This window comes from Actinomyces sp. Marseille-QA0893, assembly GCF_976954355.1.
Map to the genome: position 1 here is coordinate 123,759 of NZ_CDRJSY010000005.1, position 17,518 is coordinate 141,276.

The window sequence follows — 17,518 nt, forward strand, 5'->3', positions numbered from 1 at the left end:
ACAGGAAAACCTTAGGTGCGACATAAAACAGGCATAGAGGTGGTCCGTAGCTTGATGACCAAGACGACAGGGCGGACGCCCCAGAGGAAAGGAACGCACATGAGTGCAGAAGATATGAACAAAGACCACCTGGACGAGACCCGAGTCATCGACGCTCAAGCTCATGACTCGCAGGAGCAGGATGCGCATGCTGACAAGACGACCTACGTGAATGTTGCCTACCAGAAGGAAGACGGAACCTACGAAGGTGCTTGGCTTCCCGCTGATGAGGTTGTTCCTCACGAGGCCGCGGCAAAGCCCTCGTGGAAGAAGAAGGCTGCAGCCGCCGGCGCAGCAGCAGTTTTCTTGGTTGCAGGTTTTGGCGCGGGTTGGGCAACGAGCTCGGTTGCATCTCCCGCTCCCGCGCAGCAATCGCAGGCCGCGCCCGGACAGCCCGGTCAGGGTGGTCCTGGTGGCCAGCAAGGCCAGGGCGGTCCCGGCGGTCAGGGTGGCCCCGGCGGACAAAATGGCCAGCAAGGCCAAGGTGGCCCCGGTGGACAGGGGATGCCTGGCGGTCAGCAGGGTCAGAACGGCCAGCAGGGCATGCCCGGCGGTCAGGGCGGTCCCGGCGGACAGCAGGGCCAGGGTGGTCCGGGCTCTCAGAACGGATCCTCCAAGAAGGGATCCGAGAACTCAACTGCAAAGAAGAAGGCGGCAGAAAACTCTTCTCAAAGCTCTGACTCCCAAAACTCTGATTCCTCGTCTAAGTAATGAGGAACTCCCGGTAGGGGTGCTCGACGCTACCATGGCGTCTGGGCGCCCCTACTTCTTTTCGTAGACGAAGGGGGTATCGGGCGGATTAACGGGAGTAATGTTCGTTGCCTTCAGATAGAGGGCTTTTGAGTTGCGGACTTCTAAGGTTCCTTGAACGCGAACCCATTGATCTGCCTGCGGTACGAATGAGGTTGTGTTATTTACGGCAAAACCTAAGGCATAAGCATCGGCCGCACAGCACCACATGGTCATTCGGGATAGGCCGAAGCTGTCATTGGGACCGAAAGGAGGCATCCCTGCCTCTGAAGAGGCTTTATCTTTTGGCAAGACGAAACCGGTCACCTCGATTGTTTTCCCATCCCACTGATCGGGGTGAGTCACCATATCGATGACGCTCTCGTAGTAATTATTTGTGTCGATCACGCGGTCGGCGTGGAACTGTGCTGCGGAAGAAACATCTGAAGATGAAGGGATGGTCGTCGGCGAAATAGCACTCGCTGAGCTCGTTGACCCAAGGAAACTAGAGGGGGCCAGAGAAAAAGGCAGGGACCAGGCAAGGACTGGAATGAGAAGATATACCGCATTCGCGCGTGTTCGGTGAGTATGTTTTTCCTGCCTACGTGCAAAAAGGTCGACAACGGCCCACACAATGAAGACGACACACAAGAAAATGATCAGCGGAAGGAAACGAGGCGGGAAGAAATAGACCCAACGCCTCGAAAAGAAGAGGAAGCCTAAGCTCACTGCAGTGAGCACAAATACCAAAGCGCGTGCCCTCACAATGTGCCTCCCAAACCCCACCAGGTCAAGACGAGCCCTGCCAGCGCAACAACTGTGGTGATCGTTGCGCAGATGCGAAGAGTAAAGCGCGTCGAGAAAACAGCTGACAACATGAAGACGTTCTTCACATCAAGCATGGGGCCCATGAGCATGAAGGTCATGAGCGCTCCTGGGGGAAGCAGACTTGTCATGCTCCGCGCGACGATCGCATCTGATGATGAGCACTGAGAGAGAATGAAAGCCATCAACATTGCGACGGCAATGGACACATATGAGGAAGTATGTCCCGTCATAAACCCAGTAGGGAGAAGCCCCTGGATGACGCTGGAGAGAGCGGCTCCGATCAACATATAGGGCACGACGCGTAGGAAGGCCGAGGCCGACGCGGAAGAAAATGAAGAAAAGCGTCCTTGCGTAGCGTGCGCCGCGTGAGCGCCGCATCCATGTGAACAATCACAGGAGTCATCCGACTCGCTCTGGCGCAAAACCGCCGTCAGAGACGGCATGCGGATGCTGAGCAAAAGAGCAATTGTCATGGTGCAGACGATGGCGGCAGCCAATCGTAGCGACACTGCTTTCGGTGACGGGCCAAAGGCATACCACGTTGAAAACAGGACAAGCGGGTTGATGGATGGCGCCGCAAAAAGAATGATGAAAACAGTGCGCGGGGGAATGCCTCGTCGGAGCAGCGTGCGTACAAGAGGAACGGTTGAACAATCGCAGACGGGAAGAAGCGCGGAATAGAAGAAAGCAACGACGCAACCCGCAACGCGGCCTCGTGGGAAGAGGCGTGCAAGTTGGCGAGGGGAAAGAAAAACCTCGATCGCAGCGGCAATAAGGGAGCTGATCGCCAAGAAAGGCAAGGACTGAAGAGTAATCCCTGAAAAGATTGCAATCATGCGGGAAATGGGAATACCTGCAGCAGTCAATGCCTCTTGGAAGCGGTAGGCGCACACCAAAGCAAGGCATACGAGTGCTGTGACAGCCGTCGAGGGACGGGAAATGTCCATGTGCCTTCTTCCTTGTTGTGTGGCAGGGTATGCACCGTTAACTCTATCGCGATGCTGATCTCATTTTTGAGCTTGAGGCGAGATAGAAGTGCCTTGGGAGCGTGCTTTGCGTAAACTAGGACAGGCGTTGATCCGGCTACATCAGTAGGAATCACCGGGGAGCATTCGGAAGAACGGGCGAAAGCCTCAGTAGAACCGAACGGGTAAGCCCGTCACAGCTGTTAATGAGCGGCTACGCGGCGCGTAGCAAGCGGGGTGGTACCGCGGGAATCGGCAACGCTGATCCTCGTCCCTGTGGACCTGCGACACAAGGACGAAACATGACGAAGCACGGCTTCTACCCGCGCCATCGCGATGAGCAAGTGGATCCAAGCCCGTCCTTCCCTCAAATGGAAGGACAGACCCTGGCTTTCTGGGCCGCTGATGACACCTTCCGTAAATCCATTACTCGCCGTCCCGCCGGTAAGGGCGGTCAGAACGAATTCGTGTTCTACGACGGCCCGCCTTTTGCAAACGGCCTCCCGCACTACGGTCACCTGCTGACCGGCTACATCAAGGACGTTGTCGGTCGTTACCAGACCATGCTCGGACACCACGTTGAGCGCCGTTTCGGCTGGGATACCCACGGTCTTCCCGCAGAACTTGAAGCACAACGTCAGCTGGGAATCGAAGACGTCACCGAGATTACGCGTCCCGGCGGAATCGGTATCGAGGCCTTCAACGCGGCCTGCCGCTCCTCCGTGCTTCGCTACACCAAGGAATGGGAAGAGTACGTTACTCGTCAGGCCCGTTGGGTCGATTTCGATAACGACTACAAGACCTTGGATATGTCCTACACGGAATCGGTCTTGTGGGCATTCAAGCAGCTCTACGACAAGGGCCTTGCCTACCAGGGGTACCGCGTTCTGCCGTACTGCTGGCATGATCGCACTCCTTTGAGCAACCACGAGCTCAAGATGGACGACGATGTGTATCAGGATCGTACTGATAACACTGTCACCGTCGGCCTGCGCTTGGAAAAGAAACTGCGCGAAGACTCTGAGCGTCCCGAGCTGGCGTTGATCTGGACGACTACGCCGTGGACCCTTCCCTCGAACGAGGCCATCGCTGTTGGTCCGCAGATCGACTACGTCCTGGTTCAGGTTGCTGCTGATCATGCGGGCAACTTGGCAGGGGAGCGAGTGCTGATTGCGGCAGACCTGGTTTCCGCTTACGCCAAGGAACTGGGCGAGGACCCGCAGGTTGTCGCCACCTACAAGGGGCATGAGCTGGTGGGGCTTCACTACCACCCGATCTACGATTTCTTTGATACTCCGGAAAATCGTGCAGAAGGCGCAGCGCCTGGCCCCAACGGTTGGTCGATCATTGCTGCAGACTACGTGACGACGACGGATGGTACCGGCCTCGTTCACCAGGCTCCCGCATTCGGTGAAGACGATATGTGGACTTGCATGGAATACGGAATCGGTGTGGTCTTGCCTGTCGATGAAGGCGGCGTTTTGACTTCTGAGGTTCCTGACTACAAGGGCTTGCAGATCTTCGATGCAAACCGCTACGTCGTGGCAGACCTGCGCGAGCAGGGTGGACCGATCGCCCGTCGCGCGCCTGAAATCCGCGCTGTGCTGGTGCGTGAGAAGTCCTACGTGCACTCCTACCCGCACTGCTGGCGCTGCCGCAAGCCCCTCATGTACAAGGCCGTGTCCTCCTGGTTCGTGCGTGTGACCGAGATCCGTGATCGCATGGTGGAGCTCAACCAAGAGATCACCTGGACTCCCGCACACATCAAGGACGGTATCTTCGGCAAGTGGCTGGAGGGCGCTCGCGACTGGTCGATTTCGCGTAACCGCTTCTGGGGCGCACCGATCCCCGTGTGGGTATCGGATGACCCGCAATACCCGCGTACCGACGTTTACGGCTCGGTTGCAGAGTTGGAAGCCGACTTTGGCGTGAAGGTCACGGACTTCCACCGTCCCTTCATTGATCAGCTCACCCGCCCGAACCCGGACGACCCGACGGGCAAGTCGACGATGCGCCGTATTTCCGACGTCTTCGACTGCTGGTTTGAGTCCGGCTCGATGCCCTTCGCGCAGGTTCACTACCCCTTCGAGAACCAGGAGTGGTTCGAGAACCACTACCCGGGCGACTTCATCGTCGAGTACATCGGTCAGACGCGCGGCTGGTTCTACACGCTGCACGTCCTTGCGACCGCGCTCTTCGATCGCCCGGCGTTCCGCTCGTGCGTCTCCCACGGCATCGTTCTTGGTGACGACGGCCTGAAGATGAGCAAGTCCCTGCGTAACTACCCGGACGTGGCCGAGGTCTTCAACAAGTATGGTTCCGATGCCATGCGTTGGTTCCTCATGTCCAGCCCGGTCGTGCGCGGCGGAAACCTCATGGTCAAGGAAGAGTCAATCCGCGATACGGTTCGCCAGGTGCTCCTGCCCATTTGGAACACCTACTACTTCTTTACCCTGTACGCAGGTGCGTGCAATGGGGGAGCGGGCTACGAGGCCAAGCGCCTTGACCTATCGGATCAGGCAGTTGTCGATGCTCTGCCTCAGATGGATCGCTACCTGCTTGCTCACACACGCTCCTTGGCTGAGGACGTTCGAGGCGCATTGGACGCCTATGACGTTGCCGGTGCCTGTGACGCGATCCGCGACTACCTGGATGTGCTGACGAACTGGTACGTGCGTACTCAGCGCCAGCGTTTCTGGGACGAGGACAGCGCTGCGTTCGATGCCCTCTACACCGCCTTGGTCACCCTCATGGAGTTGGCAGCCCCCTTGCTGCCGCTGCTTTCTGAGGAGATCTGGCGCGGTCTGACGGGTGGGGAATCCGTGCACTTGGTGGACTTCCCCGTGATTTCCGAGGCCGTGGCTGACTCTGCGCTTGTCGAGGCCATGGACGAGGTTCGTTCCGTCGTTTCCGCTGCTCACGCCCTGCGTAAGACTCACCAGCTGCGTGTGCGTCAGCCTTTGGCTTCCTTGCAGGTTGTGTCTGAGCACTTCAAGGAGCTGGAGCCCTTCGCGGATCTCATCGCTTCTGAGGTTAACGTTAAGTCGGTTGTTTTCGCGTCTCCCGAGACATCGGGCCTGAGTGTGCGCACTGAGCTTTCGCTCAACCCGCGTGCCTTCGATCCTGCTTTCCGTAAGCTCACCAGCCAGCTGTTCAAGGCTCAGAAGTCCGGTGAATGGGAGGTCGTGGACGGCGAGTGCCGCTTCGCTTCCGTTGAACTGGATGGGAAGCCGCTGGTGCTGACCGGTGACATGTTCTCGGTGTCTACCTCCGTGGACGCGGCCGAGGGCCAGGTTGCCGATGTTCTGCCGTCGGGTACCTTCGTCGTGCTCGATACGGAGCTGACTCCTGAGCTCGAGGCCGAGGGCTACGCTCGCGATGTCGTTCGCGCCGTCCAGGATGAGCGTAAGAATGCTGGCCTGCACATTGCGGATCGCATCGACCTGACGCTGACGGTTCCGGCTGAGCATGTGAGCGATGTCGAGACTTGGAAGGACATGATTGCTTCCGAGACTCTGGCATTGTCCCTGTCGGTTGAGGCAGGGGAGAAGCTCACTGTGAGCGTCTCCAAGCACTGAGTCTGAGCGCTTTCAATCGGTCAAATCCGCGGGGTGGGCCACACAGATGTGTGGCCCACCCCCCTTTGCGCATCATTGCGGTGTGCTTTATCCAACCGCGTCGACAGCTTCTTTCGCTGTCTTTAGGCCAACGCCGGTGCGGTCTCGGTAGGCCTTGACGGCTTCGAGCTTGCGTCCATTGAGCACCAGTGCGCGTTCAGATGGGCTCAGTGCTAGGTCGATGGCTTCTCCGGAGGCTTTTAAGAGTCGTTCGAGGTGTGCAACTCGCTCCTTCAAACGCTCATTTTCTTCGCGCAGCTCTTCGAACTCGCGTGCATCCCCAATCCAGATACTCATATGTGCCCTCCTTTGGGCTGTGTTTGAGTGACACGGGTGATTCTATCAAGGAGCTTATCTGCAAGGAAAGCATTATTGTGTGCCAGATAACAGAGTTATAACGTTTTATGAAAACGTTTTAACTCGCCTCGGTGCACGCGCTACAGTATCGACATGGCCTCACGGGTCCGACTTGTCGACGTTGCGAGAAACGCTGGAGTTTCACCGACTACCGCTTCACTGATCCTCAGCGGTAGTCGCGCTGACGCGTTCGCTTCCGCAACCCAGAAGAAGGTTCACGACGCCGCTCGAAGCCTTGGCTACACTCGCTCTCTCCTTGGCTCTTCCCTGAAATCCGGTGCCACGCGTACAATCTGCTTTTTCTACACCCCTCCCATGGACCGCTTCGTCGAGAGATTCCAACTGCACGCGAGCGCGCGCCTCGAAGAAGAAAACCTCCACCTGGTATCGATCCCAGTGCGCATCGGCGAAGAACAACAGATCGTCAACGCCCTGTCGTGCGGCCTCTACGACAGCGCATGCCTCGCCTGCAATCCCACCAGTGCCAAGGCCCTCATGGAGTTCCTTCCAACCCCGCCAATCCCCACCATGATCTTTGGCACCCTCCCGCCAAACCCCTCCTACATCGGGGTAACCATTGACGAAACCGCGGGGATCACGCAGGCTCTCAGTGGCCTCGTCAATGGGGGAGCGAAGAAGATCGCCTACCTCACCCAGCGCCGAAGCGTCGAAGAACTCGAAAACGAACCGCGCTGGCACGCATACACTAAATTCCTCAAGGATTCACACCTGGGTACTCCTCAAGTTTTGGCGTACACGGAGGGGAGCATTCCCTCTGCTTTCCAGTGCGCCACCACGATTTTCACCGGTCGGGATCCCCTTCCCGATGCGGTGTATTGCGATTCTGATCGAGTTGCCATTGGCGCAGTCCTTGCAGCAACTCAATGCGGAATCGCAATCCCCGATGACCTCCAAATCATCGGCACAGGCGCCTCCGTCGATGGCGGCGACCTTCACCCCGCACTGTCCACAATCGGCCTCGACAACCGAGACCTGGATAGCGCGGTCACTCTACTGTCCACACTCAGCGGTGAAGAACCGGAGTCGACAACGCTGACCCTTCGGTGGCACTACATGCCCCGAGGGACGACGCACTAAACGAGAAAGAACATAAGGAGCGCAACGATGCGACACAGCTCTTCTAAGCGGCTCAGCCGCACTCTGTCGGTATGCGCGGCTTTTGCCATGGCCGCTTCTCTTGCCGCGTGTTCAACGCCTGGTGGAGTTGGACAACAGTCCTCTGACTCCTCGAGCGAATCCTCGCAGTCGCTGGGAATCCAGGGCGATCGCACCGGTAAAGAAATCCTGATCTACATGTCGGCTGGCCGCGATTACAAGGCCTACACCGACACCTTCGCGGCCTTCGAGAAGGAACACAACGTCAAGATCAACGTCCAGTACTACCAGTGGGGCGACCTGCAGCAAAAGCTCACCGCCGACTTCCTCTCCGGCCAGACCCCTGACCTCGTCGAAGAAAACGGCGGATGGTGGTCCACTCGCTGGGGCGCAGACGGCAACATCATGTCCCTGGACCCGTTCCTCCAAAAGGAACCCGGATTCCTCGATGACTTCGTCGAATCAGGCCTTGCAAACCGTCAAGCCGACGGCAAGACCTACGGCATTCCTCTCCACGTGACCATGGGCGGCCTCGTCTTCGGTAACAAGGAAATGATGGACAAGGCCGGCGTGAGTATGCCCAAGACTTGGGATGAACTGCGCGAAGCCTCCAAGAAGATCCAGGAATCCGGCGTTGAGTACGGTCTGGCTCTGAACAACGACGCCTCCTACACCGTTCCCTTCCTCATGCAGGCCGGGGTCACCTTCACCAAGGATGGCAACGAGCCCATGACTCCCGCAGCCAAGGCAACCGAAGCCATGCAGTTCCAGTACGACCTGATCTACAAGGACAAGCTGGCCCCGGTTCCTGTTGCCTCGAATGACTACGCCGCACCGCGTAAGGTTTTCACCTCCAAGCGAGCAGGCTTCATCCTCACCGGTCCCTGGGATATTGCAGCAGTCCGCAAGGAAGATCCGAACTTCCCGCTGACCGTTGGTGAACCTCTCAAGGGCGATGTCCAGAAGACCTACCTGGCTGGCTCGGGCATGATGATCCCCTCGAAGTCGCAGAACGCAGAGCTCTCGTGGCAGCTCATCAAGGAGATGACCAGCCTGAAGGTCCAAGAAGCCGTCACCGCTGAGACCGGAATGGCAATGTCGCGTAAGTCGTGGGCGAACTCCGATGTTGTGAAGAACGATCCGATTCTCTCCGTCGTTGCCAAGTCGCGTGAATACGCCGCGACCCCCGACAAGGCGTTCTGGGGTAACGAAAATGCCGCGAAGATCTCGGACGCTCGCAAGGTGATGTACGAAGAGATCATCCTCAACGGAAAGGACCCGGCTGCTCAGGTCCAGACCTACGAGACCACGGTTGCTGGACTCCTGAAGCAGTAACTCATGTCCGTCTCGTCTCGGAGCCGGGGGCGTCGGGGAGGGATGCGCGCACGCCAAGCGCGTACCGCGTATCTCTTCCTGACCCCCGCGGTCATCTACTTCGTTCTCTTTATGTTCTGGCCGCTGATCCAGGAATTTCAGCTGTCCTTCACGCGCGGCTTTACAACGCTGCGCCCCGTGGGATGGAAGAACTATTCCTCGATCATCCGTGACCCCGAAGTACAGCACGCCTTCGGAATCACCCTGATCTACGCGGCCTCCGCACTGATTTTGGGTGCCTGCGTGGGCTTGCTCCTGGCTCTCATCCTCAACCAGAAATTCCGTGGGCGCACCCTTGCGCGCACGATGATCCTGACCCCCTACATGACCTCGGTGGCCATCGTTGGCTTGATGTGGCGCAATATCTTGGACCCGACGACGGGTATCTTGAACTCGGTGCTCTCCAGCCTGCACCTTCCCACTCAGCAGTGGCTGACCACCGCGCCCTTGGCAACCCTTGTCGGGATCACCGTCTGGCAAGAAGCCGGCTACTTCATGCTGCTTTTCTTGGCTGGCTTGCAGGGAATCGATCCTCAGATTTACGAGGCCGCGCGCCTCGATGGTGCATCCCCGTGGAAGCGCTTCTGGTCCTTGACCCTTCCGCTCCTTGCGCCGACAACGCTCTTCGTCGGTCTGGTCGGAATGATTTCAACCCTCCAGCAATTTGGCCTCCCGTACTTGGTGACTAATGGTGGACCCGGAAACGCCACGAGCTTGTACGTCTACCAGGTCTACCGTGAGACCTTCCAGAGTGGAAACCTGGGCTACGCCTCTGCCATGAGCTTCGCTTTCTTGGCAGTCATTATGGTTTTGTCCCTGCTCCAGATTCGGACGGGACGAAGGAAAGAGGCACTATGATGTGCGTACCTACCCCGCCCCCGGCCTCGGCAGTCATCAAAAAGAAGAAGAGCATCGCTGAGGATGAACTCTTCCCCGGGGCGCGTCTGATTTCGCTGATCTTCATTTGGATTGCCGCAGCGATCGCTGTTGCCCCGCTGCTGTACATGATCTCCTTGGCTTTCCAATCCGACGCGGAAGTTTCCGGCGGATCAGCGGTGTTGATCCCTGCGAAATGGCAATGGGAGAACATCGGGAGGCTCTTTGCAGCCGCGCCTTTTGGCCGTTTCCTCTTCAACTCGATCTTGGTCGCCGGACTGATCACCTGCTCGCACATCGTTTTCGCCCCGCTGGTCGGATACGTTTTCGCGAAGTTTGATTTCCCGGGCAAACAGGTCTTCTTCATTGCGATCTTGTCGACCATGATGATCCCGCTCTTCGTGCGTATGATCCCGCTGTATGTGTGGTTCTCGCAGATCGGATGGCTTGATACCTATCAGGGCCTGGTCATGCCATTCCTCATGAGCGCTTTCTCGATCTTCCTCATGCGCCAGTTCATTGCGGGCGTGCCCGACTCTTTGATTGAGGCCGCTCGCGTCGACGGGGCCAATGAGCTGCGGATCTATCGCTCGATTGTTCTCCCGCAGTGCAAACCCGCACTGACGGTCCTGGGATTGTTCACCTTCGTTTTCCAGATGAATGAATTCCTGTGGCCTTTGATTGCGACCAGCTCGCTGGAGATGCGAACAATTACTATTGGACTATCAATCTTTAAGAGTGAATCTTTCACCGCTTGGAACCTGACGGCAATGGGATCCCTCATGCTGTTTATCCCCGTGTGCTTGCTCTTCGTCCTCACGCAGAAGCACATCGTTCAGGGCATCGCGATGACGGGTATCAAGTAGGAGTAACCGTGAGTGAGAACCATCCGAATATCGTCCTCATCGCCGTTGACCAATGGAGGGGGGATTGCCTGTCGATTCTCGGACACCCCGACGTGCGCACCCCCTATCTTGATCAGCTAGCTGGGGGAGGAGCTCAGATGACGCAGGCCTATGCGGCTTGCCCCACCTGTGTTCCTTCTCGGATGGGACTCATGACCGGAACCGCCCCAACCACGCACCGCCGAATCGGCTATCAGGACGGAATTACCTTCGATATGCCGGTTACGCTCCCCGGGGCACTTCGCGATGCCGGGTACCAGACCCAGGCAATCGGCAAGATGCACTACTGGCCAGAGCGCGGTCGCATTGGCTTTGATGATGTGATTTTGCACGACGGCTATCTTCACTACTCGCGTCACCGCGAGCGCGATTCGCGTATGTACGACGACTACCTGACGTGGCTGCGCGAGCAAGAGGGCGCAGGTGCCGCGGAGGACTACATCGATAATGGCCTCGAATGTAATTCGATGGTTGCGCGTCCCTGGGATAAGGCGGAAAAACTGCACCCCACGAATTGGGTCGTCACCGAGGCAACGCAGTGGCTCTACCGGCGCGACCCCACCTGTCCCTTCTTCCTCTACCTGTCCTTCCATCGTCCGCACGCTCCGCTTGACCCGCCTCAGTGGGCTTTCGATAGCTATGACCAGGACGAACTCACTCTTCCGGGCGAGGACAATTGGTCGGATGAGTTGATGAGTGAGGAAAGACGGGATTGGGATCCGACCGCCCTCGCTGCCCACTATCGTGAGCGGGACGTGAGGCTCGCGCGCGCCGGCTACTACGGGCACATGACGCACATTGATTCTCAGATTTCCAGGTTTATTCAGACGCTAGGGGAGTTCGGCCTCGCTGAGAATACTGTGATCGCTTTTATTTCCGACCACGGAGATATGATGGGCGATCACGGACTGTGGCGAAAAGGTTACCCTTACGAGGCCTCCTCGCACGTTCCCTTTATTTTGTACGGTGCGGGGATCACCCCCGGTGCACGCGTAGACAGTGTGGTTGAGATCCGTGACGTGATGCCGACCCTGCTCGACGTTGCCGGCGTGGAGATTCCTGAGGAAGTTGAGGGGCGCTCAGTGCTCCCCTTGATTGCCGAGGCCGATGGTGAAGTTCCGTGGAGAGAGTACCTTCACGGGGAGCATTACTTATTCGATCAATCGATTCAGTGGATTCGTTTCGGATCCTACAAGTACGTGTGGTTCTCCGGTTGGGGAGTCGAACAGCTCTTCAACATCGATGAAGACCCCGAGGAATTGGTCGATCTGTGCAAACTTTCCGCTGATGCGCGAAGCGGCGAAGTTGGCGACGCGCTTCTTTGTGGAAGAAACTATCTGATCGCGGAACTTGAAGGACGTGAAGAAGGATATGTGTCTGAGGGACATCTAGTTCCCGGACGTGAGGCCGTGAAGGTCCTGACACATTCCTATCCGCTTCGCGAAGAAGCACGTTAGGTCTATAGCCAACCCGCTGCCCGCGCCAAGGATGCGGCCTCCGCGCGGGTGCGTGCCTCCATCTTGAGCATCGCTGAGGAGACGTGGTTACGCACGGTTCCTTGACTCAGTCCCAGCGTACGGGCAATGTCAGCGATCGTGCCGCCGCGCTCAACTTCACGCAGAACATCTGCCTCGCGCTGGGTCAGTGATGACGAACCAGTTGAGAGTGCCTCGACTGCAAGACTCTGATCGATTGCGCGACCACCTGCTGCGAGCGTGCGCACTCCCTCGGCCAAAGCCTCGACCGGCGCGTTCTTCACCATGAAACCCGTTGCCCCCGCATCGAGGGCGCGTTGCAAGTAACCCGGCCGGCCGAATGTCGTGACAATCAGTACGCGTACCCCGGAGAAACGGGCGCGAATTGCTTCAGTTGTCGTGATGCCGTCCATGTGAGGCATTTCGATGTCGACAATTGCGACATCGGCGGGAGAGGCTGGGCGTGCAGAACTCGTCGGTTTTGCGTCGAGCGAAGCGTCTTGCGTTGCTAGACGAGTCAGTTCCTCAAGAGCCTGCACTCCATCGGCGGCCTGAGCGACTACCTCGATGTCACGCTCCAAGTTGAGCAGCCCCGCCAAAGCTCCCCGAATCATTGCCTGATCGTCGGCCACAAGCACACGAATTGTCACGCTCACCTCCTGCGTAGCCATCTGGGCTACTAGGTTAGCGCAGTTGGGGGCGCTATTCCTTGCGCTGGTTCACCATATCGGAGGATGTTTCCTCTTCGCCGAGAGGCATAGAGGGGAAAGTGAGGGAAATCGTCCACGTATGTCCCGATGCGCCCCAGGTCAAGGTTCCCTCATCACCGACGAGCTCGGATAGCCCAACGAGGCCTGATCCCGATCCTGCTGTAGAAGCGGCGTAGGCGGCAGAATAACCGTCATTCCAGACACTGACACCCTCTGGAGATAAATGAAGACGGACGAGGGAAGGGTGAGCGTGAAGGAGAGCATTCGTAACTCCCTCGCGAATGACATGGGCTGCAGCCGCCGAGCGCGGTCCCGACGCAGGCTCCCCATCGTTTGTGATCTCGGCATCAATGCGTGCGACCTCAAGCAAAGATCGTGCCTCTTGGAGCTCCTCGGAGGGGGATAGTGCGCGCGTGGCCGCAACGATGCGGCGAACGTCAGCCAAGGCCTCGTTTGATTGAGCAGTAACTGAACTGATTTGTTCACGCGCTTCCTCATTGTGTCCCTCGTCCAAAAGACGACCGGCCAATTCAGAAATCATCGTGATGCCCATCAACGAGTGACCCAAGATATCGTGCAGGTCAGTGCTCATGCGCGCTCGCTCAGCTGCCTTTGCGCGCTGGATTGCATCTTGGCGGCGTAGACGTTCGCGAGTCGAGCGCTCCATACGCCAGCGAGCCATGCCCACAAAGATGCCAACCAACGCTAGGTAACACCCCGCCCACAGGGGCTCACCCTCTGCGTAAGCAAATACGCCAGCGATCGCAACGATTGGGACGATCCCTGCGATCACGTAGCGGCTTGGTGCTTGGAACACCCACGCAACCAGGAAGAAGGAAGTCAACATGAAGGCGTAGGGGACACCGACACGGATCGCGTAGACGAGATAGCCCAGCGTTGTGAGCGCCAGTGCCCCATGGGAGAGGATGAGCGGCCTCGTGAAGGAGTTGCGAGCGGGCAAGGGATTGGCCAGCCACGTCGCCGAGTTAGCAAGCGCGAGGAGCACGCACAGTCCGATGATGCTCGCGCGCTGCGTTGAGGAAGGCAATTCCATGGCGTAGGCGAGGGGAAAGCCCAAGAACAGCATCCACGGGGCCGCCCACGCCAGGGAAATTAAACGTTCCTTCATGGCAATAGCCTAGCGAGCCGTGTCGTGGGATGCGCCCCACCAGGCAATTCCAGCCGTAATAACTGCCCAGCCGGCGATGTTGAGCCACGCGGATGTGGGCATTGGTACGGTTCCGGCGACCGCATAGATCGCCTGCACGGCGCCATACAGGGGAGTGAAGGGTGCGATCTGTGAGACAAAGGGCGGCAGCTGGTCCAGCGGGATGAACATGCCGGACACGAAGGCACCCATGAGCATGACGAAAGCGGAGGCACTATAGGCGTTCTCCCCCTTGATCGTGTAGCCGCAGGCAAGGCCAATGAGTGCACCCAAGGTCGAGAGAGCAACGACGACGAGCGCGCTGATGATCCAGGCACTTGTCTCCATCTGCGAACCGGTTGCAAGCCCCACGCTGAAGCAGATGAGTGTGATGAAAGCGCTCAGTGCCACTAGGGCGGTCAGGCGCACCACGAGGATCACCCACGGCTGGATGGGGGTCAGGGCATACATGCGTGAGATGCCGGTCGTGCGTTCAACGGAGAGTGTCGCGCCAAGAGAGCCACCCACCAGGATGACGCCGTAGGTGGTCATCATGACGACCATGGCAGCGGCGAGGTTCCCGCGTCCGGTCTGCGTAGTGCGCGCGGCCTCGGTCATGCCGAACATCGCGTACATGAACAGTGGGATGGCCAGTGCGAATGCCATGTTCCACGGATTGAGGATGTGAGAGAGAAAGGTCGAGATCCAGAGTTTCCCCGCGCCCTTGAAGGGGGAGGGGATGGGGCGACTGGTTGCTCGTGCGGGTGCTTGGGTGGTCATGATGCCTTCTTCGTATGGTGTATCTGCGTTCGTGGGCGAGGCTTACTCTGCGTCCGCGTGGGAGGTGATGCGCTCGAAAACGTCTTCAAGGTCTTCGTTGTCGGCCACGACTTGCTCGGTCGGTGCGTCGAGGAGCACGCGTCCCTCATCGATGATGACGATTCGGTCTGCGTCCTTGCGGGCCTCGGTGAGGTAGTGCGTGGCGAAGAGGAGGGTGCGACCTTCTGCGGCTTCGGCGCGCATTGTCTCCCAGAATGCGCGGCGAGCGAGCGCGTCCATTCCCGCGGTCGGCTCGTCGAGGATGAGGAAGTCCGGGTTGCCCGCCAGTGCCAGGGCGAGGCGCACACGCTGGCGCTCACCTCCGGAGAGCTTGTCGATCGGACGTTTGGCCAATGCGGTGAGCTTTGTGCGTTCAAGGAGTTCGTCAGTGGGGATCGGGTTGGCGTGCATTGAGGCCACCAGATCGATGGTGTAGCCGACCCTGCCGTCTCGAGGCATTGAGCCAGTTTGGAGCATTGCTCCGACGAGGGAACGGCGCACGGCCTCACGTGGACTCATTCCGTAGACGCTGATCTCACCCGAAGTTGGTGTGGCCAAGCCAAGGACGATGTCGAGGAAAGTGCTCTTGCCTGCGCCGTTAACGCCGAGGATCGCAACGATTTCGCCGGGCATCAGGGTGAGGTTGACTCCTCGCAGTGCCTCGACGGGGCCGAAAGACTGGTGGATGTTGGTCGCCTGCAGAGCAGGGGCTGCTTCTGTATTCATGGTTCAAGTGTGTGCGCCCATGAATGAGGCCAGAAGTGTTCTTTGATGCAGGAGTCCCCATGACAAATGTCATGGGAGCTCCTGAGCTGGCAACACGCCTGCTGGAGATACTCAGAGCACATAGGGTCTTTGGATGAATAGCCTAGGGCTGAGGTTTTTCGTCGAAGATGATCTCTTCTGTTATCCAGACATCACTCCATCGAGGGTGAGTGATGTATTACCGTGGAACGAAAAATGCCCCTCACTCAATCGGATCTGTCCCAATAGAAGAATCCTCTGTCTTCCACGCGTCACCGTCTTTTACATGGACGACCGTGCAGCGAGCTTCATACTTGGTCTTTCCTTCGAAGGCATGGCCCTTGACGTTATACTGCTGGTCACCATTCGAACGCGTTTCGCCGATCTGAATTTCGTCGACAAAGACGACGTTAATGGGGCGACTGCTGTTCAGTTTGGCAGTGATCGAACAAGATTTTTCGATGAACATCGCAGTTCTGTCATCGATTCCCTCGTGGCCAGTTTTAGAAGGGCTAGGCGAAGAGGATTTAGCTGTGGAAGATTTTACAGGATTTTCGTGCACAGTGATCTCTTCCGTTGCCCAGATTTCACTCCACCTCGGGTGAGCGACCTTGCACTCAAGAAGGTACTGAGTATCGCCTTTGTATCCGGAGACCGAAACAAGGAAATTCATGTCTCCATTCGGAGTCTCCGACCTATGCATGTCTTTGATTTCGGTTCGGTCGTACTTCTGGTCAACATTCTGTTTAATGGCATCGGTGCAGCTATTCTGAACGAGAATCGCCGTGTTGTAGTCGATGCCGGGGAAACGAGTAGGTGTCGGCGTAGCAGAAGTCTTTTTCTTCGTTGGAGAAGCCGACTGGGACGCACTTGACGTTGGTTCGCTTGGAACAGGTGACGCAGATGTCGGCGCAGGAGTCGGTGCCACCTGAGGTGTGGAACTGCGCCACAAGAAGAAGACGGCAATCAACGCCAGGACTGCAACAATCGCAACCCAGATCATGAGCGGCCCTCTATTTACTGGGGGCTTTGGAGGGGCAGGATATGGGGATTGCTGGGGCTGGTATTGTCCCTGGAACGGCGGGTATGCTCCGCCTTGTGGAAACTGTGGTGCTTCCTGGGGATGAGGGGATTCGGGGTGAGGCGTGAAATCAGTCATGGGGTCTTCTTAACAACGGGTGTCGGAGTTGAACTATCTGAGACAGCGGGGGTTGAAACAGGCTTGGGCTCAATCTCTACGCTGGTGGTATCGAAGACAAAGCCGAGCTCGACCTTAGCTGGTTCGTCTGCCACAACAGTGGTACACGTCATTCGATAGGTTTCTATGGCATTGGATTCGCTTGATCCTGAAACTATACCGGTCATCATGTATTGGGTGCCGACATCACCGTAGCGTCCGATTTCTTTGATCGTCAGCGCCCGGATTCCTTCGAACTTGGGGAACCGAGAGGTGTTTAACACGCCGATCCTGCAGTTAGTAACCACACTTTGTCCGATGAAGTCGTCAACTTTTTCTTCGGTGTTAGAAGAAGCAGTGGCATTCGATGATGGTGATACCGGGGTTGGGGTCGGAGATGCTCCCGGAGTTAAAGCTCGCCAGGCGAATAAGGCTGCGACCGCAAGAAGTGCGACGACAACTGAAATCCAGACAATGAGCTTGATGATGCCCTTTGACGTTGCCGGCAGTGGATTCGGCGTTTGCGGAGAGGGATATTGTCCCTGAGGCGGTGGATACACGCTTCCTTGGGGGAACTGCGGGCTGCCTTGGGGAGCCGGGTAGCCCGGGGTAGGAGAGAAATCAGACATGAGTTCCTCGT

16 protein-coding genes are annotated in these 17,518 nt (G+C 57.8%); 7 read left to right on the forward strand and 9 right to left on the reverse strand.

Translation table 11 applies throughout. The annotated features are described in order from the left end of the window. Nucleotides 1-99: 99 nt before the first annotated feature. Nucleotides 100-750: a hypothetical protein gene (locus tag ACWNMW_RS07045; RefSeq protein WP_449490458.1), complete on the forward strand. Its 651-nt coding sequence runs from the start codon at nt 100-102 to the stop codon at nt 748-750. A 51-nt stretch (nt 751-801) separates the two neighbouring features. Here ACWNMW_RS07045 and ACWNMW_RS07050 read toward each other — a convergent pair whose 3' ends face one another. Together ACWNMW_RS07050 and ACWNMW_RS07055 are read right to left on the reverse strand one after the other, a co-directional pair. After that, nucleotides 802-1,533 (reverse strand): TIGR03943 family putative permease subunit, encoded by a 732-nt coding sequence (locus ACWNMW_RS07050; RefSeq protein ID WP_449490459.1) that lies wholly within the window; start codon nt 1,531-1,533, stop codon nt 802-804. Next, nucleotides 1,530-2,543: a permease gene (locus ACWNMW_RS07055; RefSeq protein WP_449490460.1), complete on the reverse strand. Its 1,014-nt coding sequence runs from the start codon at nt 2,541-2,543 to the stop codon at nt 1,530-1,532. The genes ACWNMW_RS07050 and ACWNMW_RS07055 overlap by 4 nt, the downstream gene beginning before the upstream one ends. 320 nt (nt 2,544-2,863) lie before the next feature. Here ACWNMW_RS07055 and ileS point away from each other — a divergent pair, with 320 nt between their 5' ends. Continuing rightward, nucleotides 2,864-6,139 carry an isoleucine--tRNA ligase gene (gene ileS / locus ACWNMW_RS07060; RefSeq protein WP_449490461.1) on the forward strand — a complete coding sequence of 1,092 codons (3,276 nt, stop codon included), beginning with the start codon at nt 2,864-2,866 and terminating at the stop codon, nt 6,137-6,139. Between the two features lie 87 nt (nt 6,140-6,226). On the opposite strand, the gene ACWNMW_RS07065 is transcribed toward ileS, so the two are convergent. After that, on the reverse strand, nt 6,227-6,475 hold the full coding sequence (locus ACWNMW_RS07065) for a hypothetical protein (protein WP_449490462.1): 249 nt from the start codon (nt 6,473-6,475) through the stop codon (nt 6,227-6,229). 153 nt (nt 6,476-6,628) lie between these two features. On the opposite strand from ACWNMW_RS07065, the gene ACWNMW_RS07070 reads away from it, so the two are divergent. From ACWNMW_RS07070 to ACWNMW_RS07090, 5 genes are read left to right on the forward strand one after another with little or no spacing between them, the layout of a single operon-like run. After that, entirely contained in the window at nt 6,629-7,633 is a 1,005-nt protein-coding gene (locus tag ACWNMW_RS07070; protein WP_449490463.1) for a LacI family DNA-binding transcriptional regulator, read from the forward strand. A gap of 27 nt (nt 7,634-7,660) precedes the next feature. Next, entirely contained in the window at nt 7,661-8,986 is a 1,326-nt protein-coding gene (locus ACWNMW_RS07075) for an ABC transporter substrate-binding protein (protein ID WP_314212080.1), read from the forward strand. Nucleotides 8,987-8,989: 3 nt separating this feature from the next. After that, nucleotides 8,990-9,883, forward strand: a complete 894-nt coding sequence (locus tag ACWNMW_RS07080; RefSeq protein ID WP_449490464.1) for a carbohydrate ABC transporter permease — start codon at nt 8,990-8,992, stop codon at nt 9,881-9,883. After that, complete coding sequence (locus ACWNMW_RS07085) at nt 9,880-10,767, forward strand: carbohydrate ABC transporter permease (RefSeq protein WP_034501549.1); 888 nt, start codon at nt 9,880-9,882, stop codon at nt 10,765-10,767. The genes ACWNMW_RS07080 and ACWNMW_RS07085 overlap by 4 nt, the downstream gene beginning before the upstream one ends. A gap of 8 nt (nt 10,768-10,775) precedes the next feature. Further along, entirely contained in the window at nt 10,776-12,263 is a 1,488-nt protein-coding gene (locus tag ACWNMW_RS07090; RefSeq protein WP_449490465.1) for an arylsulfatase, read from the forward strand. 2 nt (nt 12,264-12,265) lie between these two features. On the opposite strand, the gene ACWNMW_RS07095 is transcribed toward ACWNMW_RS07090, so the two are convergent. From ACWNMW_RS07095 to ACWNMW_RS07120, 6 genes are all read right to left on the reverse strand, one after another. After that, the gene (locus ACWNMW_RS07095) at nt 12,266-12,931 is read right to left on the reverse strand and encodes a response regulator transcription factor (RefSeq protein WP_449490466.1); all 666 of its coding nucleotides are present in this window, start codon (nt 12,929-12,931) and stop codon (nt 12,266-12,268) included. Nucleotides 12,932-12,983: 52 nt separating this feature from the next. Continuing rightward, nucleotides 12,984-14,120 carry a sensor histidine kinase gene (locus tag ACWNMW_RS07100; RefSeq protein ID WP_449490467.1) on the reverse strand — a complete coding sequence of 379 codons (1,137 nt, stop codon included), beginning with the start codon at nt 14,118-14,120 and terminating at the stop codon, nt 12,984-12,986. Nucleotides 14,121-14,129: 9 nt separating this feature from the next. Next, a complete protein-coding gene (locus tag ACWNMW_RS07105) occupies nt 14,130-14,918 on the reverse strand; it encodes an ABC transporter permease (protein ID WP_449490468.1) in 789 nt (262 codons plus the stop codon). Nucleotides 14,919-14,960: 42 nt separating this feature from the next. Further along, nucleotides 14,961-15,683 carry an ABC transporter ATP-binding protein gene (locus tag ACWNMW_RS07110; RefSeq protein ID WP_449490469.1) on the reverse strand — a complete coding sequence of 241 codons (723 nt, stop codon included), beginning with the start codon at nt 15,681-15,683 and terminating at the stop codon, nt 14,961-14,963. A gap of 241 nt (nt 15,684-15,924) precedes the next feature. Further along, the gene (locus tag ACWNMW_RS07115) at nt 15,925-16,704 is read right to left on the reverse strand and encodes an RAD23 family protein (protein WP_314212075.1); all 780 of its coding nucleotides are present in this window, start codon (nt 16,702-16,704) and stop codon (nt 15,925-15,927) included. A gap of 152 nt (nt 16,705-16,856) precedes the next feature. Beyond that, a complete protein-coding gene (locus ACWNMW_RS07120; protein WP_449490470.1) occupies nt 16,857-17,507 on the reverse strand; it encodes a DUF3824 domain-containing protein in 651 nt (216 codons plus the stop codon). Between the last annotated feature and the right edge of the window lie 11 nt (nt 17,508-17,518).